17 protein-coding genes are annotated in these 19,142 nt (G+C 68.3%); 13 read left to right on the top strand and 4 right to left on the bottom strand.

Features of this window, described 5'->3' with window-relative positions; translation table 11 throughout:
• The 4 genes from ABGI63_RS10435 to ABGI63_RS10450 all read left to right on the top strand — a co-directional run bounded on the left by ABGI63_RS10435 (nt 1) and on the right by ABGI63_RS10450 (nt 4,469).
• Nucleotides 1–1,311 (top strand): branched-chain amino acid ABC transporter permease, encoded by a 1,311-nt coding sequence (locus ABGI63_RS10435; protein WP_349742353.1) that lies wholly within the window; start codon nt 1–3, stop codon nt 1,309–1,311.
• The gene (locus tag ABGI63_RS10440) at nt 1,308–2,096 is read left to right on the top strand and encodes an ABC transporter ATP-binding protein (RefSeq protein ID WP_432767395.1); all 789 of its coding nucleotides are present in this window, start codon (nt 1,308–1,310) and stop codon (nt 2,094–2,096) included. The genes ABGI63_RS10435 and ABGI63_RS10440 overlap by 4 nt, the downstream gene beginning before the upstream one ends.
• Nucleotides 2,093–2,797, top strand: a complete 705-nt coding sequence (locus ABGI63_RS10445) for an ABC transporter ATP-binding protein (RefSeq protein WP_349742355.1) — start codon at nt 2,093–2,095, stop codon at nt 2,795–2,797. The genes ABGI63_RS10440 and ABGI63_RS10445 overlap by 4 nt, the downstream gene beginning before the upstream one ends.
• Nucleotides 2,798–2,966: 169 nt before the next feature.
• Nucleotides 2,967–4,469, top strand: coding sequence for a TonB family protein (locus ABGI63_RS10450; protein ID WP_349742356.1), 1,503 nt, complete (start codon nt 2,967–2,969; stop codon nt 4,467–4,469).
• Nucleotides 4,470–4,485: 16 nt separating this feature from the next.
• Here ABGI63_RS10450 and ABGI63_RS10455 read toward each other — a convergent pair whose 3' ends face one another.
• The gene (locus ABGI63_RS10455; RefSeq protein WP_349742357.1) at nt 4,486–4,899 is read right to left on the bottom strand and encodes a hypothetical protein; all 414 of its coding nucleotides are present in this window, start codon (nt 4,897–4,899) and stop codon (nt 4,486–4,488) included.
• A 288-nt stretch (nt 4,900–5,187) separates the two neighbouring features.
• Between ABGI63_RS10455 and ABGI63_RS10460 the strand changes: the two genes are divergently transcribed.
• The 6 genes from ABGI63_RS10460 to ABGI63_RS10485 are packed head-to-tail and all read left to right on the top strand — an operon-like array spanning nt 5,188 to nt 12,060.
• Nucleotides 5,188–7,281: a 3-hydroxyacyl-CoA dehydrogenase NAD-binding domain-containing protein gene (locus ABGI63_RS10460; RefSeq protein WP_349742358.1), complete on the top strand. Its 2,094-nt coding sequence runs from the start codon at nt 5,188–5,190 to the stop codon at nt 7,279–7,281.
• 26 nt (nt 7,282–7,307) lie between these two features.
• On the top strand, nt 7,308–8,483 hold the full coding sequence (locus tag ABGI63_RS10465; protein ID WP_349742359.1) for an acetyl-CoA C-acyltransferase: 1,176 nt from the start codon (nt 7,308–7,310) through the stop codon (nt 8,481–8,483).
• Complete coding sequence (locus ABGI63_RS10470; protein ID WP_349742360.1) at nt 8,480–8,902, top strand: PaaI family thioesterase; 423 nt, start codon at nt 8,480–8,482, stop codon at nt 8,900–8,902. Before ABGI63_RS10465 ends, ABGI63_RS10470 begins: the two co-directional genes overlap by 4 nt.
• Nucleotides 8,903–8,918: 16 nt before the next feature.
• Nucleotides 8,919–10,769: an acyl-CoA dehydrogenase gene (locus tag ABGI63_RS10475; protein WP_349742361.1), complete on the top strand. Its 1,851-nt coding sequence runs from the start codon at nt 8,919–8,921 to the stop codon at nt 10,767–10,769.
• Nucleotides 10,770–10,800: 31 nt separating this feature from the next.
• Nucleotides 10,801–11,592 carry an SDR family oxidoreductase gene (locus ABGI63_RS10480; RefSeq protein WP_349742362.1) on the top strand — a complete coding sequence of 264 codons (792 nt, stop codon included), beginning with the start codon at nt 10,801–10,803 and terminating at the stop codon, nt 11,590–11,592.
• Between the two features lie 6 nt (nt 11,593–11,598).
• On the top strand, nt 11,599–12,060 hold the full coding sequence (locus ABGI63_RS10485; protein WP_349742363.1) for a PaaI family thioesterase: 462 nt from the start codon (nt 11,599–11,601) through the stop codon (nt 12,058–12,060).
• 12 nt (nt 12,061–12,072) lie between these two features.
• Here ABGI63_RS10485 and metE read toward each other — a convergent pair whose 3' ends face one another.
• Nucleotides 12,073–14,382 carry a 5-methyltetrahydropteroyltriglutamate--homocysteine S-methyltransferase gene (metE, locus tag ABGI63_RS10490; RefSeq protein WP_349742364.1) on the bottom strand — a complete coding sequence of 770 codons (2,310 nt, stop codon included), beginning with the start codon at nt 14,380–14,382 and terminating at the stop codon, nt 12,073–12,075.
• A 108-nt stretch (nt 14,383–14,490) separates the two neighbouring features.
• On the opposite strand from metE, the gene ABGI63_RS10495 reads away from it, so the two are divergent.
• The gene (locus tag ABGI63_RS10495) at nt 14,491–15,414 is read left to right on the top strand and encodes a LysR family transcriptional regulator (protein WP_137944596.1); all 924 of its coding nucleotides are present in this window, start codon (nt 14,491–14,493) and stop codon (nt 15,412–15,414) included.
• Nucleotides 15,414–16,157 carry a helix-turn-helix transcriptional regulator gene (locus tag ABGI63_RS10500; RefSeq protein WP_349742365.1) on the top strand — a complete coding sequence of 248 codons (744 nt, stop codon included), beginning with the start codon at nt 15,414–15,416 and terminating at the stop codon, nt 16,155–16,157. The genes ABGI63_RS10495 and ABGI63_RS10500 overlap by 1 nt, the downstream gene beginning before the upstream one ends.
• On the opposite strand, the gene ABGI63_RS10505 is transcribed toward ABGI63_RS10500, so the two are convergent.
• A complete protein-coding gene (locus ABGI63_RS10505; protein WP_269838862.1) occupies nt 16,154–16,993 on the bottom strand; it encodes a sterol desaturase family protein in 840 nt (279 codons plus the stop codon). The genes ABGI63_RS10500 and ABGI63_RS10505 overlap by 4 nt on opposite strands.
• A 119-nt stretch (nt 16,994–17,112) precedes the next feature.
• A complete protein-coding gene (locus ABGI63_RS10510) occupies nt 17,113–17,547 on the bottom strand; it encodes an acyl-CoA thioesterase (RefSeq protein WP_349742366.1) in 435 nt (144 codons plus the stop codon).
• 125 nt (nt 17,548–17,672) lie between these two features.
• Here ABGI63_RS10510 and ABGI63_RS10515 point away from each other — a divergent pair, with 125 nt between their 5' ends.
• Complete coding sequence (locus tag ABGI63_RS10515; RefSeq protein WP_349742401.1) at nt 17,673–19,091, top strand: short-chain fatty acyl-CoA regulator family protein; 1,419 nt, start codon at nt 17,673–17,675, stop codon at nt 19,089–19,091.
• Nucleotides 19,092–19,142: the final 51 nt, after the last annotated feature.

Genomic DNA, 19,142 nt, shown 5'->3' on the forward strand with positions numbered 1-19,142 from the left:
ATGACGACACGCACACGCGCCTCGGGCCCCCACTACCACTTCAAACCCTACAACGTCGGCCGCTGGATCATCTGGGGCCTCTATGCCCTGGTTCTGCTGGTGTCGCCGCTGATCTGGACCTCGGGCCTGTCCCACACCATGCTCTCGCAGATGGGCATAGGCATCATCGCCTGCCTGGCCTACAACCTCTTGCTGGGCCAGGGTGGCATGCTGAGCTTCGGCCATGCGGTCTACAGCGGCCTGGGCTCCTTTCTGGCCATCCACACGCTGAACCAGGTCTCGGCCGGCGCCTGGACTGTGCCGGTCAGCCTGATCCCGCTGGTCGGCGGGCTGGCGGGCCTGTTCTTCGCGGCGCTGTTCGGCTATGTGTCGACCAAGAAGTCGGGCACGCCTTTCGCGATGATCACGCTGGGCCTGGGCGAGCTGATCTGGTCGATGTCGCTGATGCTGCCCGAGTTCTTCGGCGGCGAGGGCGGCATCAGCGGCAACCGCGTGGTCGGCAAGCCGGTGATGGGGATCAGCTTCGGGCCGCAGATCCAGGTCTACTACCTGATCGCGGGCTACTGCTTTGTCTGCACCGCGGCGCTGTTCGCGCTGACCCGCACGCCGCTGGGCCGCATGCTCAACGCCGTGCGCGACAACCCCGAGCGTGTCGAGTTCATCGGCTACGACACGCAGTGGGTGCGCTTTCTGGCCTTCATGATCTCGGGTTTCTTCGCCGGCATTGCCGGCGGCCTGGGCGCGATCAATTTCGAGATCGTCACGGCCGAGGTGGTGGGCGCGCTGCGCTCGGGCGCCTATCTGCTGTTCACCTTTCTGGGCGGCGCCACCTTCTTCTTCGGCCCCATCATCGGTGCGGTGCTGATGGTGCTGGCGGGCGTGTTGCTGTCCGAGCTGACCTCGGCCTGGCTGCTCTATCTGGGCCTGATCTTCCTGTTCATGGTGATGTATGCGCCGGGCGGCTTTGCGGCGCTGATCATGATGAATCTGCGCGTTGCGGCCTTCGGCAAGCTGGGCCGGCTCTGGACCTCCTATCTGGCCCTGGGCGGCACCGCGCTGGCCATGCTGATCGGCGCGGCGGCGATGGTGGAGATGCTCTACCACTGGCAGCTCAATGCCGCGCTGGGCCCGGAGCTGAACTTCATGGGCGTGAGCCTGAACAGCGAGCGCATCGATGCCTGGTTCGGTGCCGCGATGCTGCTGTTGGTGGGCCTGGGTCTGTTTGAGCTGTCGCGCCGGCAGTTCAAACTCGAATGGGACCAGACCCAGGAAGAGATCGAGAAAGAGATCAAGCGCCGGGAGAGCCTGTGAGCAAGAGCGAATTCGCGTTGGAGCTGCTGGATGTGCACAAGCGCTTCGGCAAGAGCGAGATCATCCGTGGCGCGCAGCTGCAGGTGCGCCCCGGCGAGCGCATCGCCATCATCGGCCCGAACGGCGCCGGCAAGAGCACGCTGTTCAATCTGATCAGCGGCCGCTTTGCGCCCAGCAGCGGCGAGATCCGGCTCAACGGCGCGCGCATCGATGGCCGCAAGCCCTATGAGATCAGCCGCCTGGGCCTGTCGCGCAGCTTCCAGGTGTCCAATCTGTTCACGCGGCTGTCGGTGTTCGAGAACATCCGCTGCGCGGTGCTGTGGAGCATGGGCTATCGCTATGCCTTCTGGAAGTTCCTGGCCGATCTGGACGATGCCAATGACCGCGCCGACCGGGTGCTGGAGATGATCAAGCTGGACAAGAAGCGCGATGTGCTGGCCACCAATCTGACCTATGCCGAGGCGCGCGCGCTGGAGATCGGCATCACGATCGCCGGCGGCGCCGAGGTGGTGCTGCTCGACGAGCCGACCGCCGGCATGAGCAAAAGCGAGACCAAGCGCTTCATCCAGCTGATCCGCGAGGTCACCGAGGGCAAGACGCTGCTGACCGTGGAGCACGATATGGGTGTGGTGTTCGGCCTGGCCGACAAGATCGCGGTGCTGGTCTATGGCGAGGTGATCGCCTTCGACACGCCCGAGGCGGTGCGCGCGAACGCGCGGGTTCAGGAGGCCTATCTGGGCTCGGTGCTGGCCGAGCAGCAGGCCGCCGCAGGAGTGCCGGCATGACCCGCGCGCTCAAACTCGACAACGTCCACGCTTTCTACGGCAAGAGCCATGTGCTGCATGGCGTCAGCATGGAGGTGCGCCCCGGCGAGATCGTCAGCCTCTTGGGCCGCAACGGCTCGGGCCGCTCGACCACGGTCAAGACCATCATGGGCCAGGTCGACGGCAGCGGCTCGATCCAGTTCGGCGGCAAGGACTTGCTGGGCAAGAAGGCCTACGAGATCGCCCACCAAGGCATAGGCTATGTGCCCGAGAACCGCGACATCTTCCCCAAGCTGACCGTGCACCAGAACCTGCTGCTGGGTCAGAAGTCCGGCGCGAAAACGCCGCGCTGGGGCTTCGACGATATGTACGGCATGTTTCCGCGCCTGAAGGAGCGCCAGCACACCGAGGCCGGCGTGCTCTCCGGCGGCGAGCAGCAGATGCTGACCCTGTGCCGCACGCTGATGGGCGACCCCGACCTGATCATGATCGACGAGCCCACCGAAGGCCTGGCCCCCAAGATCGTCGAACTGGTGGCCGAATACCTGAAGGAACTCAAGCGCCGCGGCATCGCCGTGCTGCTGGTCGAGCAGAAGCTGGCCATCGCAATGGAAATCTCCGAGCGCTGCTATGTGATGGGCCACGGCCGCATCGTGTTCGAGGGCACGCCGGCGGATCTGCGCGGGAATGCCTATATCCGCAAGGAGTGGTTGGAGGTGTGAAGGTTCGGCTACTGCAGCCCTGGGGAAAGACCTGACCCCACCGAACCGTCAATCGCAGGCGCTTTGGATAAGACAATAGGGCGGATGCAGACCCGAACGCCTCCGACTTGCTTTGTCACCGCCATGGTCGCGGGGCCATGCCATCCGGTGCCACCGGCTGCCCCGGCGCATGAGGGCTGAACGCAGGCGCCCGACGACGGCGCTGTTGCTCTCCCTGCTGATCCATGCGTTGCTGCTGAGCCTGAGCTTCGGCGGCGACGGGCCGGGGCTGCCGGGCCTGGTCTTCCCGTGGCAGGAGCGGCGCGCCGAGGCGCCGGAGTTGCGCGTCGTGCTGACCCAGGCGCCGCAGACAGCAGCGCCCGCGGCCGCCGCTGCGCCGGCCGAAGCTGCGGAGCCGGCCCCTGAACTTGCCGCAGCTCCTGAGCCGGCGCCGCCCGAGTTGCCCGCGCCGGCCCCGCAGCAGACGGTGGCGGCGGTCGCCAGCCTGTCGGTGATGGCGCCCGAAGCGATGGTGTCGGCGGAGCCGCCTGTGGCCGACCCCGGCCCTGATGAGCCTGCAGCAGCTGCCGAGCCGATGCCGCCGACGCTTCTGGCACCGCCCGACGTGATCCGCGCGCTGCGGCCTGACAGCCGCTCCTGGGCCTTGCCGGCCGTGCCGGCGACGCTGCCGCTGCTGCCGGCCATCACAGCGGCACCCAGTGCCTCCAGCCCGCAGACGCGCGAGCTGCATGCGGCTGCCACGATGGCGCCGCTCGTGCAGGTCGATGCGATGGCCGTGACGCGCGCGCCGGAACTTGCAGTGCTAGATCGCGTCGGGGGACGAGCGGCCCAGGAACTGGAGGCCCGGCTGGAAGCCGCGCGGCAGGAAGCCATGCGGGCCGAGGCCTTGCGCCAGGAAGCCATCCGGCAGGCCGCCGCGCGGCAAGAGTCCGCGCGCCTGGAGGCTGAGCGCCTGCAGGCGCGCGAGGCGCAAGCGTTGGCGCAGCGGGCGGCGGCCGAGCAGCAGGCGGCTGCAAGACAGGAGGCTGCGCGCCAGGAGGAGGTCTTGAGGCAGGAGGCCGCACGTGTCGAGGCTCAGCGCCAGGCGACGGCACGTCAGGCTGCGGCTGTGACCGAGGCTGCGCAGGCGGCGCGTGAGGAGATGGACCGCCAGGACGCCGCACGGGTCGAGGCCGCGCGGCTGGCTGCCGCGAAAGCCGAGGCCAAGGCCCAGGCCGAAGCACAGCGCGAAGAGCGGCTGCGGGCGATCGGCCGTCAGCTGAACGAAGAGGCCGCCCGGCGCGACGCCATCGCCGCGCGGCTGCCGCCCTCGGCCAGCAGCATCCGCCGCGGCCGGCTGTTCGGGCGCAGCGATGCCAATGCGGAACTGGTGCTCTACGCCGAAGCCTGGAGTCGCAAGATAGAACTCAACCAGACCTTCGAGCTGGTGCGCGAGGCGGCCAGGCAGCCGCATGCCGAGCCGCTGGTGACGGTGGCCGTCCGCAGCGATGGCTCGGTGGAGTCGGTGAGCTTTGTGCGCTCCAGCGGGGTGCCGGCGATCGACGCTGCCGTCAGGCGCATCGTCGAGAGCCAGGCCAATTACCCGGCCTTCCCGCCGGCCCTGGCGCGCGAGTTCGATGTGATCGAGATCCGCCGGACCTGGCGCTTCGATATGGCGGTGCGGCTGTACTGACGGGTAGCCGCAAGACCTACCAGCGCCAGCCCAGCTGCCACAGCTGGCGCAGCGCCAGCGCCTCGACCTGCTGGCGCAGCAGGGCCGGGGCCAGACCGGGGCGGCCGGGCAGGGCGGGACTGAGCCACAGCGGGCCGCCATCGCGCAGGGTGCGGGGCTGGCCGTGGCGCTCGGCGCGCAGCAGGGCCAGACGCCAGGCCTGCTGCAGGCCACGGGCCCGGTTCTCGTCGGCCAGCAGGCCCAGCCAGTCGCCGGCGGCGATGCGATGGGCGGCAAGCAGGATGCTGCGGGCCAGGTCCGGGCCGCTGGCGAGCGTGCTCACGACCTGACCCTCGGGGTCGCGCAGCAGGCGCGCGGCGGGCTTGTTCAAGGGGCTCAGGCTCGGATGGGAGCGAGCGATCAGGCGATCAAAGCTGGCCAGTTCATGCATGACGAAAAAACTCCGCTGCCCATGGGTGTCACCGGCGTTTGCCGGTCCCGGGGCAGCGGAGCCGCAACGCTTTAGCCGCATTTGTAGTCCGCCCGCAAGTAGTTGGTAAATCGGCGGTGACGTCGTCGATGTTTCGATGGCGTCGGCCGGCATTGTAAGCACAGCCGCAGCAAGCCCCCAAAGCACTTTGTCACGACAGGGACAGATCATCGTCGGGGCACATGCCTAGAATCGAACGACCGTTCTATTTGTAGTCCCCGCCCCGATCACCCCGAGCAAGAGGTCAGCATGACAGCTACTTACGAAGTCCGCGGCAATGTTGCCGTGATCACCTTGAGCAACCCGCCGGTCAACGGACTGGGCTATGACACCCGCAAGGCCACCGCCGCCGGCATCGAGCAGGCCGAGAACGATGCGGCCGTGCAGGCCATCGTGATCACCGGGGCCGGCAAGGCATTCTCCGGCGGCGCCGACATCAAGGAATTCGGCAGCCCCAAGGCCTTGGCCGAGCCGAACCTGCTGAGCCTGATCGCCGTGGTGGAAAACTGCAGCAAGCCGGTCGTCGCCGCGATTCACACGGTCTGCATGGGCGGCGGCCTGGAGCTGTCGCTGGGCTGCCATTACCGTGTCGCCTCGCCGGGCGCCAAGATCGCGCTGCCGGAAGTGAAGCTGGGCCTGCTGCCCGGCGCCGGCGGCACGCAACGCCTGCCGCGTGCCTTGGGTGTCGAGCCCGCGCTGAACATGATCGTCAGCGGCGAGCCGGTCGCCAGCGAGCTGCTCGCCCAGGTGCCTGGCCAGCAGCTGTTCCAGAAGATCATCGAGGGCGACCTGCTGACCGGTGCGATCGCCTTTGCGCAGGAAGTGGCAGAAAAGCGTCCGCTGCCCAAGGTGCGCGAGCTGAAAGCCCGCCATGCCGACCCGGAAGCCTACTTCCAGTTCGCTCGCAATATGGTCGGCGGCATGAGCAAGAACTTCCCGGCGCCGCTGCGCTGCCTGGAAGCGGTGGCTGCTTCGGTCAAGCTGAAGTTCGATGACGGCATGAAGGCCGAGCGCGAGGGCTTTGCCGCGCTGATGCTGACGCCGGAGTCCAAGGCCCTGCGCCATGCCTTCTTCGCCGAGCGCGCCGCCAGCAAGATAGCCGATGTGCCCGAGGACACGCCCACCCGCAAGATCGAGAAGGTGGCCGTGATCGGCGCCGGCACGATGGGCGGCGGCATCAGCATGAACTTCCTGAACGCCGGCATCCCGGTGACGATGCTCGAGACCAAGCAGGAAGCGCTCGACCGCGGCGTTGCAACCATCAAGAAGAACTACGAGGCCCAGGTCAAGAAGGGCAAGCTCAAGGAAGACAAGTACCAGCAGCGTATGGCCTTGCTCAGCACCACCTTGAACTATGCCGACATCGGCTCGGCCGACCTGGTCATCGAGGCGGTGTTCGAGGAGCTGTCGGTCAAGGAGGCGGTGTTCAAGCAGCTCGACGAGGTGATGAAGCCCGGCGCGATCCTGGCCTCGAACACCTCGACCTTGGACGTCAACAAGATCGCGAACTTCACCAAGCGCCCGCAAGATGTCGTGGGCATGCACTTCTTCAGCCCGGCCAATGTGATGAAGCTGCTGGAGGTGGTGCGCGGTGCGGCCACGGCCAAGGATGTGCTGGCCACCGTGATGCAGCTGGCCAAGAAGATCAAGAAGACGGCCGTGGTCTCGGGCGTCTGCGACGGCTTCATCGGCAACCGCATGATCGAGCAGTACAGCCGCCAGGCCGGCTTCCTGCTGGACGAGGGTTGCTCGCCCCAGCAAGTCGACAAGGCGGCCGAGAAATTCGGCTTTGCGATGGGCCCGTTCCGCATGGGCGATCTGGCCGGCAACGACATCGGCTGGGCCATCCGCAAGCGCCGCTATCAAGAGAAACCGAATCTGCGCTACTCCAAGAGCGCCGACCTGCTCTGCGAGCTGGGCCGTTACGGCCAGAAGACCCAGGCCGGCTGGTACGACTACCAGACGGGCAAGCGGGACGCGATCCCGTCGCCGGTGGTGGGCGAGATGCTGGACAAGCACCGCGCCGCCCTGGGCATCACGCCGCGCCAGATCAGCGACGAGGAGATCGTGCACCGCCTGGTGTTCGCGCTGGTCAACGAGGCCGCCCATCTGCTGGAAGAGGGCATCGCCCAGCGCGCGTCGGACGTGGACATGGTTTACCTGACCGGCTACGGCTTCCCGCTGTGGCGCGGCGGCCCGATGTGCTATGCCGACACCGTCGGCCTGTTCAACGTCGTACAGGCGATGAAGCGCTTTGCCAAGAACCCGCTCGATGACGCGAAGTTCTGGGAGCCAGCGCCGCTGATCAAGCGCCTGGTCGCCGAAGGCAAGTCCTTCTCCTGAAACCCTCTTCCTAGCGAGTTGCAATCATGAGCAAAGCAGTCATCGTCTCCACCGCACGCACGCCGCTGGCCAAGAGCTGGAAGGGCGCCTTCAACATGACCCATGGCGCGACCCTGGGCGGCCATGCCGTCAAGGCCGCCGTCGAGCGCGCCGGCATCGAGGCCGGCGCCATCGAGGATGTGCTGATGGGTTGCGCCACGCCCGAGGGCGCGACCGGCGGCAATATCGCGCGCCAGATCGTGCTGCGCGCCGGTCTGCCGATCACGGTGTCGGGCGTCACCATCAACCGTTTCTGTTCCTCGGGCCTGCAGACCATTGCGATGGCTGCGCAGCGCGTCATCGCCGGTGAGGGCGATGTCTATGTGGCCGGCGGCGTCGAGAGCATCTCCTGCGTGCAGAACGAGGCGAACCGCCATATGTATGCCGACACCTGGCTGGTCAAGCACAAGCCGGAGATCTACTGGTCGATGCTGCAGACCGCCGAGCAGGTGGCCAAGCGCTACAACATCGGCCGCGAACGCATGGATCAGTACGGTGCGGCCAGCCAGCAAAAGGCCTGCGCCGCCCAGGCCGCCGGCAAGTTCGCCGACGAGCTGATCAGCGTCACGACGACCATGGGCGTGGCCGACAAGGTGATGGGCCTGATGAGCAAGGAAGTGACGATCAGCGCCGACGAAGGTCTGCGCGAAGGCACGACCTATGACGGCATCAAGGACCTGCGCTCGGCCCTGCCGGGCGGTCTGATCTCGGCCGGCAACGCCAGCCAATTTTCAGACGGCGCCGGTGCCTGTGTGGTGGTCAGCGAGCAGTACGCCGAGAGCCACGGCCTGAAGCCGCTGGGCCGCTTCCTCGGCTTTGCGGTGGCCGGCTGCGAGCCCGACGAGATGGGCATAGGCCCGGTGTTCGCGGTGCCCAAGGTCTTGAAGAAGCTGGGCCTGACGGTGGCCGACATCGATCTGTGGGAGCTCAACGAGGCCTTCGCGGTGCAGGTGCTGTACTGCGCCGACACCTTGGGCATCCCGATGGACCGCCTGAATGTCAACGGCGGCGCGATCGCGGTGGGCCATCCCTACGGCGTCTCGGGCCAACGCCTGACCGGCCATGCGCTGATCGAAGGCAAACGCCGCGGCGCCAAGAAGGTGTGCGTGACCATGTGCATCGGTGGCGGCATGGGCGCAGCCGGCGTGTTCGAGGTGCTGTGAACATCGACCTCGATACCCTGCGCGGCTTCTTCCGCAGCGCACCCTTCATGGTGGACCTGGGTGTCGAGCCGGTGGCGGTGCAGCAGGGGCGGGTCACGACCGAGTTGCTGCTGGCGCCGCGCCATCTGCAGCACACCGGCGTGGTCCATGCTGGCGTGCTGGCCTCGCTGGCCGACCACAGCATGGGCGCGGCGGCGCAGGTGATGACGCCGGACGGCCACTGGATCCTGACGGCCGAGTTCAAGACCAATCTGCTGCGTGGCGCGCGTGGCGACAAGCTGGTCTGCGAGGCCTGGGTGCTCAAGCCCGGCCGGCAGATCATGTTCACCGAGGCCGAGGTGTATGCGGTGGCGGCCGATGGCCAGCGCCAGCTCTGCGTCAAGGCCTCCGGAACGATGGCCGTGACCAAGACCAACTAACGACAAGGAGGCTGCCGTGAGTCAAGCGCTGAGCCAGACCCTGGATTTCCTGCTCTACGACTGGCTCAAGGTGCAGGACCTGAACGCGCGTGAGCGCTTTGCCGACCATTCCCGCGAAACCTTCGATGCGGTGCTGGCCACCAGCGAGAAGATGGCTCGCGAGAAGTTCGCGCCCTTCAACCGCCTGGTCGATACGCAGGAGCCGCATTTTGATGGCGAGCGCGTGCATCTGCCCGAGGCCACCCATGCGGCGATGGCGGCCTTTGCCGAATCCGGCCTGCTGGCCGCCAGCCAGGACTACGAGATCGGCGGCATGCAGCTGCCCTGCGTGGTCGAGATGGCGGCCACCTCCTTCTTCAGCAAGGCCAGCGTCGCGATGAGCGGTTACGCGATGCTGACCAAGGGCAATGCCGGCCTGCTGATGGCCCATGGCAGCGAGTTGCAAAAGGAAGTGTTCGCGAAAAACGAGTTCGCCGGCCGCTGGTTCGGCACCATGTGCCTGAGCGAGCCGCAGGCCGGGTCCTCGCTGTCCGATGTGTCGACGCGGGCCGAGCCGGACGGCGACGACCCCTTGGGCACGCGCTATCGGCTCAAGGGCAACAAGATGTGGATTTCGGGCGGCGAGCACGAGCTGAGCGAGAACATCATCCACCTAGTGCTGGCCAAGATCCCCGGCCCCGACGGCAAGCTGGTGCCTGGCACGCGCGGCATCTCGCTCTTCATCGTGCCGAAGAAAATGGTCGATGCCTCGGGCCGGCTGACCGGCGAGCGCAACGACGTCGCGCTGGCCGGCCTGAACCACAAGCTGGGCTATCGCGGCACGACCAACTGCCTGCTGAATTTCGGCGAGGGCAAGTTCCTGCCTCGCAGCAAGCCGGGCGATCCCGAGAGCAGCGCCCGACCGGGCGCTGTGGGCTATCTGGTCGGCGAGCCCGGCCAGGGCCTGCAGTGCATGTTCCATATGATGAACGAGGCCCGCATCGGTGTCGGCCTCGGCGCCGTGATGCTGGGCTACGCCGGCTATGAGGCCAGCCTGGAATACGCCCGCCAGCGGCCTCAGGGCAGGGCTGTCACCGGCAAAGGCCCCGGCGGCAAGGACGCCGCCGCCCCGCAACTCCCCATCATCGAACACGCCGACGTCAAGCGCATGCTGCTGGCGCAGAAGAGCTATGTCGAGGGCGGGCTGGCGCTGGAGCTGTATTGCGCGCGCCTGGTCGACGAGCTGAACAGCGGCGCGCCCGAGGCCGCGGCCGAGGCCAGGCTGCTGCTGGAGGTGCTGACCCCGATCGCGAAGAGCTGGCCCAGCGAATGGTGTCTGGAGGCCAACTCGCTGGCCATCCAGGTGCTGGGCGGCTACGGCTACACGCGCGATTTCCCGGTCGAGCAGCACTGGCGCGACAACCGCCTGAACATGATCCACGAGGGCACGCACGGCATCCAGGGCCTGGACCTGCTGGGCCGCAAGGTGGTGATGAATGGCGGCGCGGCTCTGCTGGCCCTGGCCGCGCGCATCAACAGCACCATCGAGGCCGCCGTGCAGCAGCCCGCGCTGGCCGAGCAGGGCAACCAGCTGGCGGCCGCGCTCGCCAAGCTGGGCCGTGCCACCAAGAACGCCTGGGCCACCGGCAATCCCGAGGAAGCGCTGGCCAATGCCACGCCCTATCTGCAGGCCTTCGGCCATGTGGTGCTGGCCTGGCTGTGGCTGGACCTGAGCCTCAGCGCTGCAGGCCCCTCGGATTTTGCCCAGGGCAAGCGCGCGGCCGCGCGCTACTTTTATGCCTACGAGCTGCCCAAGATCGATGCCTGGCTGGGCGTGGTCGGCAGCCGCGAGGCGCTGTGCCGCGAGATGCGGGACGGCTGGTTCTGAGACAACCGAGACACAGACGGAGACACGAGCAATGACACAACGCATCCAAGAACTGTTCGATCTGAGCGGCCAGGTGGCCCTGGTGACCGGCGGCTCGCGCGGCCTGGGCCTGCAGATCGCCGAGAGCCTGGGCGAGGCCGGGGCCAAGATCGTGCTGAGCTCGCGCAAGGCGGCTGATCTGGAGGAGGCCGTGGCCCTGCTGCAGGACCGGGGCATCGACGCCCGCTGGATCGCCGCCGATGCGGCCGACGAGGCCCAGGCACGCGGCATCGTCACGCAGACCATGGAGCGGCTCGGCCAGATCGACATCCTGGTCAATAACGCCGGTGCCAGCTGGGGCGCGCCGGCCGAGGAGCATCCGCTCGAGGCCTGGGACAAGGTGATGAACCTGAACATCCGCAGCCTCTTCGTGATGAGCCAGGAGGCCGCGAAGCAGAGCATGATTCCGCGCCGCTACGGCCGCATCATCAATATCGCGTCGATTGCCGGCCTGTCGGGCAACTCGGCGGTGATGAAGACCATCGCCTACAACACCAGCAAGGGCGCGGCGGTCAACTTCACCCGCGCGCTGGCCGGCGAGTGGGGCCCTTACGGCATCACGGTCAACGCGATCGCGCCGGGCTTCTTCCCCAGCAAGATGACCAAGGGCCTGCTGGCCAGCATCGGCGAGGAGACCCTGGCCGCGCACGCCCCCTTGCGCCGCATCGGCGATGATGAAGACCTGAAGGGCGCCGCCCTGCTGTTCGCCTCGCGCGCCGGCAAGCACATCACCGGCCAGATCCTGGCGGTCGATGGCGGCGTCTCGGCCATTCACGGAACCTGATCGACGATGAGTAGTAAAAAGCCCCCGCCGCCGCTGCAATTCCCCGTTCACATCCCCTTTGTCGAGCAGCTGGGGCTGGAGCTGCACAGCATGGGCGAGGGCGAGGCCGAGCTGCGGGTGGACCTGAAGGAGGCGCATCTGAACTCCTGGGAGGTGGCACATGGCGGTGTCATCATGACACTGCTGGATGTGGCGATGGCCCATGCGGCGCGCAGCATCCATCGCGATCAGCCGGGCTTCGGCCCCGGCGTCGTCACCATAGAGATGAAGACCTCCTTCATGCGCCCCGGCGAGGGCGAGCTGCGCGCGATCGGCAAGCTCTTGCACCGCTCAACGACCATGGCCTTCTGCGAAGGCTCGGTACTGGGCGAGGACGGCAAGCTCTGCGCCCATGCCACCGGCACCTTCAAATACCTGAAGGCCTTGCCAGGGCGCGGCCGCAGCCTGAAGACCCTGCAGCGCAGCTGAGGCGCGCGCTCCTCAGGCCAGCTCGGCGCGCAGGGTTACAGCGGCCTCGACCATGCGCCGCAGCGCAGCCTCGGTCTCGGGCCAGGCCCGGGTCTTCAGCCCGCAGTCCGGATTGACCCAGAGCTGCCGGGCCGGGATCACCTCGGCGGCCTTGCGCATCAGCCTCAGCATCTCGGCGCTGGACGGCACCCGCGGCGAGTGGATGTCGTAGACGCCCGGGCCGATCTCATTGGGGTACTTGAAGTCGCCGAAACCGCGCAGCAGCTCCATGTCCGAACGGCTGGTCTCGATGGTGATCACATCGGCGTCCATCGCGGCGATCTCGGGCAGGATGTCGTTGAACTCCGAATAGCACATATGGGTGTGGATCTGGGTCTCGTCGCGCACCGCGCTGGCCGAGATGCGGAAGGCGCGCGCCGCCCAGTCCAGGTAATCGCGCCACTGGGCGCGGCGCAGCGGCAGGCCCTCGCGGATGGCCGGCTCGTCGATCTGGATGATGGCGATGCCGGCGGCCTCGAGATCGGCCACCTCGTCGCGGATCGCCAGCGCGATCTGCAGCGCGGTGCTCGAGCGCGGCTGGTCGTCGCGCACGAAAGACCATTGCAGGATGGTGATCGGTCCGGTCAGCATGCCCTTCATCGGCTTGGGGGTCAGGCCTTGCGCATAGACTGTCCAGTCCACCGTCATCGCCTCGGGGCGCGCGACATCGCCATACAGCAGCGGCGGCTTGACGCAGCGCGAGCCATAGGACTGCACCCAGCCATTGGCGGTGAAGGCGAAGCCGTCGAGCTGCTCGCCGAAATACTCGACCATATCGTTGCGCTCGGCCTCGCCGTGCACCAGCACATCGATGCCCAGCGCTTCCTGCTGGGCCACGGCCAGCGCGATCTCGGCGCGCATCGCCGCGCGGTAGCCGGCCGCGTCGAGCTCGCCGCGCTTGAAGGCCGCACGGGCGGCGCGGATCGCGGCGGTCTGCGGGAAGGAGCCTATCGTGGTGGTCGGGTAGGCCGGCAGCTTCAGGCGCGCCTGCTGCGCCGCCTGGCGGGCCGGGAAGGGCGAGCGGCGGCGGTCGGCATCGGCCGGCAGCGCGGCCAGGCGCTGGCTCACCGCCGCATTGCGCACGCGCGGGCTGTGACGGCGCGCCGCCAGGGCCGCTCGGGCATCGGCCAGCTCGACCGCGACACTGGCCTGGTCGCCCCATAGCGCGCGCTCCAGCACGCGCAGCTCATCGAGCTTCTCGACCGCGCCGGCCAGCCAGCTCTGCAGCTCGGGGTCGAGTGCAGCATCCTCGCGCAGGCTGAAGGGCACATGCAGCAGCGAGCAGGATGGCGCGATCCAGAGCCGGCCGCCGCGCAGCTCCTTGAGCTCGCGCAGCAGGGCCAGGGCCTGGTCGAGATTGCTGCGCCAGATATTGCGGCCGTCGATGATGCCCACCGACAGCTCGCGCTCGCGCGGCAGCCGGCGCGCCACCGCGAAGATCTCCTCGGGCGCGCGCACCGCATCGATATGCAGGCCGGCCACCGGCAGCTCGCAGGCCAGTGCCAGATTGCCCTGCAGCGGCGAGAAGTAGCTCGCCAGCAGGATCTGCTGCTCGCTGTGGGCCAGCGCCGCATAGGCCTGGCGCAGCGCGTCCTGCCAGGGCCGGTCCAGATCCAGGCCCAGCACCGGCTCGTCCAGCTGCACCCAGCTGACGCCGCGCGCCGCCAGCCGGTTCAGCAGCTCGGCATAGGCCGGCAGCAGGCGCTCCAGCAGGTCCAGGCGATCGAAGCCGGCCTGCTTGGACTTGCCCAGCCACAGCAGGCTGACCGGGCCCAGCAGCACGACCTTGACCGCCGCCGGCAGCGCGATGGCTTCGTCGACCTCGGCCAGCAATCGCTCGGCCTGCAGGCTGAACCGGGTCTGGGCATCGAACTCGGGCACCAGGTAGTGGTAGTTGCTGTCGAACCATTTGGTCATCTCCAGCGCGAAGGTCTCGGCCGGGGCGTGGGTGCAGCCCTCGTGGCCCTGGGTCGGCGCGATGCCGCGCGCCATCGTGAAATAGCGCTGCAGCGGCGCCTCCTGCCCCGAGAAGCCGAAGCGCGCCGGCTCGCAGCCGAACAGCTGGATATGGTTGGCGACCTGGTCGTAGTAGGCGAAGTCGCCCACCGTCACAAAGGCCAGGCCGGCCTTGATCTGCAGCGCCCAATGCCGCTGGCGCAAGGCCCGGCCGGTGGCTTCCAGCACCTGCGCATCGATCTCGCCGCGCCAATGCCGCTCCAGCGCCTGCTTCAGCTCGCGCTGCGCGCCCATGCGCGGAAAGCCGAGAATATGAGTCTTGATCATGTTGTTTGTGATGACGGTGAATTTGATTCGTCATCATCGGCAAACCAGCTCTATGATTCAAACGAAACTTTCTTGTGATGACTCTGAATGTCATTCATGCACCAGGTCATGAACTCGCTGCTTGAACTGCGCCATCTGAAGACCCTGCTGGCCCTGCGCGAGGCCGGCAATCTGTCGCGCGCGGCCCAGCTGCTGAACCTGACCCAGTCGGCGCTGTCGCACCAGCTGAAGGGCCTGGAGGCGCACTACGGCATCGGCCTGTTCGAGCGCAAGTCCAGCCCGCTGGTCTTTGGCGCGGCCGGCCAGCGCCTGCTGCGCCTGGCCGATGCGGTGCTGCCCCTGGTCGACGAGGCCGAGCGGGAGGTGCGGCGCCTGGTGGACGGCTCGGCCGGCACGCTGCGCATCGCGGTCGAATGCCATACCTGCTTCGACTGGCTGATGCCGGCGATGGACGCCTTCCGCGCCCGCTGGCCCGAGGTCGAGCTCGACATCGTCTCGGGCTTCCATGCCGACCCGGTGGGCCTGCTGCACCAGGACCGCGCCGAGCTGGCCATCGTCTCCGAGGTCGATGCCGACGAGTCAGGCGTGGCCGTGCATCCGCTGTTCAGCTTCGAGATCGTGGCCCTGCTGCCCAAGGGCCATGAGCTGCTGGCCCGGCCCTGGCTGGAGGCACAGGACTTCGCACCGCACACGCTGATCACCTACCCGGTGCCCGACGAGATGCTGGACCTGGTGCGCCGCGTGCTGGCCCCGGCGGGGGTCACGCCGCCGCGGCGCAGCACCGAGCTGACCGTCGCGATGCTGCAGCTGGTGGCCAGCGGCCGCGGCCTGGCGGCCCTGCCGCTGTGGGCGGTCGAGAGCTATCTGGCGCGCGGCTACCTGGCGCGCCAGCGCATCGGCGAGGCCGGGCTGACCGGCAGGCTCTATGCGGTCAGCACCGAGGCCCTGGCCCGCAAGCCCTTTCTCGCAGACTTCGTGCGCATCATGCGCGAGACCTCGCTGCTGAACCTGCCGGGCGTCAGCCTGCTGTGATGAGGGAGGGCAGCGCATCGCGGCGGCCGCAGCACTGGCAGGGTGGGCTGGAGATTGCCCCGGCCTGCGCGGTCTGGCGCGGTGTGGCCGGTGACAGCCTGCTGCACCGGCACACGGCGGCACAGGCGGTGCTGGCCCGTCAAGGCCTGGCGGTGGTGGAGGACCGGCACGGCCGGCGTTGCGAAGCGGCCTGCGTGCTGATCGAGCCTATGCAATGGCATCGCCTGCCGGTGGGCGCCGACGTGGCCCTGGTGTTTCTGGAGCCCTGGGTGCCGGCCAGCCAGGTGCTGGCCCAATCGATTCTGCCCGCCGGCTTCGAGGCGGTGATGGCCGACGCGCTGCGCCTGAGCGAGCTGGCAAGTCCGGCCCCGCCAGCGTCCTTCTGGCAGCGCTGGCTGGCTCGGCGCGAGCCCAATGGCGCCGATCGCGCCGATGGCGATTGGCTGGCGCGCGCCTGCCACTTCATCGAGCTGCGCCTGGGCGACGGTCGGCTGGCGCTGGACGATCTGGCCGCGCACATGGGTTTGTCGAGCGAGCATCTGCGCCATCGCTTTGCGCAGGCATCGGGTCTGCCCTTCAAGCGCTATGTGCTGTGGCGCCGGCTGCGGCTGGCCGGCCAGGCCCTGGCCGCCGGGCAGGGCGCCACGGCGGCGGCCCATCAGGCCGGCTTTGCCGATGCCGCCCATCTGGCCCGCACGCTGAAGGCGATGTTCGGCGTCACGGCCTCGCAGATCCGGGCCTAGCGCCAGGGCGCCAGCAGCTGCGCCAGATAGCTTTTCGGATAGTCGGGCGCGGTACCGATGCCGAAGTCCCCGGGCCGGAAGCGGCGGCCCGGCTCGTCGTGGGCGCTGCCCAGCAGGCGGTCCCACAGCGTCGTGAACAGGCCGAAGTTCACATCGCCGGTGCCCGCCCATTTGAGATGGTGAAAGCGGTGCACCGGCGCCAGCGCCAGCAGGTGTCGCAGCGCGCCGATGCGCATATCGACATTGGCATGCTGCAGCAGCAATTGCAGCGCCACCGAGAAGGCCAGCAAGGCCGCCACCTGCTGAGGCAGGCCCAGCAGCAGCAGTGGCGCCGTGCCGGCCGCGGTCTCGATGGCCAGATGCACCGGGTGTTTCATCAGCCCGTTGAAGCCATACAGACGCTCGACCGAATGATGAACTGCATGAAAGCGCCACAGCCACGGCAGGCGGTGGCTGGCCCAATGCGTCAGCGTGATGCCGGCATCGGCCACCAGCAGGGCCAGCAGCCATTGCAGGGCCAGCGGCCAGTCCGTCGGCCATATCGAGGGCCAGGGTCGAAGCGCGGCCAGCAGCGGAATGGCCAGCACGCCCATCAGGCTCAAGCCCTCGTTCACCAGGGCATGGGCGGTGTCGCGCCAGCGGTCGCCATGCGCCTGGTTCCAGCGCGGCTCATAAGGGATCCAGCGCTCGGCAAGAAAGGAGCAGGCCACGGCGCCGAGCAGCAGGGGCAGCAGCGCGATGCCGGGCCCGCCTCGCATCAGCAGGGTCAGCGCGGCGGCATTCCAGCCGATCAGCATCAGCGGTGCATAGATCCGCTTGAGCAACAAGAAATTCACGAGACGCTCCACAGGGTTCAGGAGCGCCCATGGTGTCGATGGGCGGCTGCCCTGTCTTGAACGCAGCGGCTGCCTCGACAGGGTCGCCGCACCGGCGGGCTCTGGCTGCGCGCCCGTCCTCAGCGCGTCAGGGCCTCCGGCACCGCTTGCCGCTGCCGGGCCCGCAGCGCGCTGGGGCGGCCCTGCGCGTCCACGGCCACCATCTCGAAGCTGCCGCGCAGCACCTCGCCGGGCCGCGTGCCCGGCGCCGCGTCCAGCGCGGCCCGCACCTCGACCGTCAGCGAGCTGCGGCCGACCCGGCTGACCCGGGCATGCAGATGCAGCAGGGCGCCCACCGGCACCGGGGCGATGAAGTCGATGCGCGAGGCGCCGGCCATCACGACCGCCTGCTGCGCGAAGCCGGCCGCCGCGAGGTAGGCGGTCTTGCCCAGCAGGGCCAGGGCCTGCGGGCCGAACAGCGTGCCGTAGTGGTTGGCCTGGGCCGGCAGCACCAACTCGGTCAGTCGCAGTTCCTTGGTCGGTGTTGCAGCCAGGCCGCTGATCCAGTCATTCATGGGGGATTCCGGGGTTTTGATATTCGCAATATTTGCATTTGGGTATGCTGGCAACAAGAGCTGAACTGGCCAATGTTTGCGATGTGATCTGGCTGAATTTGCAATGTTTGCGAAGGTGAATGACGGTGCGCAAGACCTTTCTCGGTGTGAAGCTGAAGACGCTGCGCGAGCAGCGCGGCCTGACCCAGGCGGCGCTGGCCCAGGCGCTGGCGCTGTCGCCCAGCTATCTGAACCAGCTGGAGAACAACCAGCGCCCGCTGACCGTGCCGGTGCTGCTGCGCCTGCAGTCGGCGCTGGGCGTGGATCTGCAGTTCTTCTCTGAGGACGACGAGGCGCGCCTGACCGCGCAGCTGCACGAAATCGTGGCCGAGACCGCCCTGCCGGAAGGGGTGCCGGATGCCGAGTTGCGCACGCTGGCGCAGCAGATGCCGGGGCTGTCACAGCTGCTGATACGGCTGCATGGCCGGGCGCGGGCCGCCGAGGAGCGCATCGCCACGCTGGCCGTCGGCCTCGGCGAGCGCGGCGAGGAGCAGCTGCCGGGCCAGCAGCCGCATGAGGCGGTGCGCGATTTCTTCTATGCACGTCACAACTACATGGCCGCGCTCGACGAGGCCGCCGAGGCCTGCCATGAACAGCTGCTGGCCGAGGGGCCGCCGGGTGCCGACCTGGCGGCGCTGCTGGAAGCGCGCCTGGCGATGCGGCACCGCGTCAGCGTCCAGACCCTGAGCGCCGAGCAGGCGCCGCTACGCCGCTACGAGCCGGCCCGGCGCCTGCTGCAGCTCAGCGACGGCGCGACACCCGGCCAGCGCGCCTTCCAGCTGGCCACCCAGCTGGCTTATCTGGAGGCCGGGCCGCTGATACAGGCGACCGCCGATGAGGGCCGCTTCGCCAGCGGCGAGGCCAAGGCCCTGGCCCGCATCGGCCTGGCCAGCTATTACGCCGGCGCCCTGGTCCTGCCCTATGGCCGCTTCCTGGCGGCGGCCCAGGCGCTGCGCTACGACATCGCGCTGCTGGCCCAGCGCTTTGGCGTCAGCTTCGAGACCGTCTGCCACCGGCTCTCGACCCTGCAGCGCCCGCAGGCACGCGGCCTGCCGTTTTTCTTTGTGCGGGTCGACCGCGCCGGCAATATCTCCAAGCGCCAGTCGGCCACCGATTTCCATTTCTCGCGCAGCGGCGGCACCTGCCCGCTGTGGACGGTCTACGAAGCCTTTGCCCAGCCGGCTCAGGTCTTGACCCAGCTGGCCGCGATGCCCGATGGCCGCCGCTATCTGTGGATTGCGCGCAGCGAGCGCCGCCAGAGCGGCGGCTACCGTTCGCCAGCGCGCAGCTTCTCGATCGGCCTGGGTGTGGACATCCGCCACGCGGCCCAGCTGGTCTATGCCCAGGGCCTGGATCTGAGCGACCCGGACAGCGCCACGCCGATAGGCCCCGGCTGCAAGCTCTGCGAGCGCCAGGGCTGCGCCCAGCGCGCCTTTCCGGCGCTGGGGCGGCGCCTGCGCATCGACGAGGGTGAGCGCCTGCGCGAGCCCTATGCGGCCGCTTGAGCGGAATCGAACGACCGTTCTTTTTTGTCACCCATGAGACGCCCGAGGTCC

This window comes from Roseateles cavernae, from assembly GCF_040187885.1.
Lineage (GTDB): Bacteria > Pseudomonadota > Gammaproteobacteria > Burkholderiales > Burkholderiaceae_C > Roseateles_E > Roseateles_E cavernae.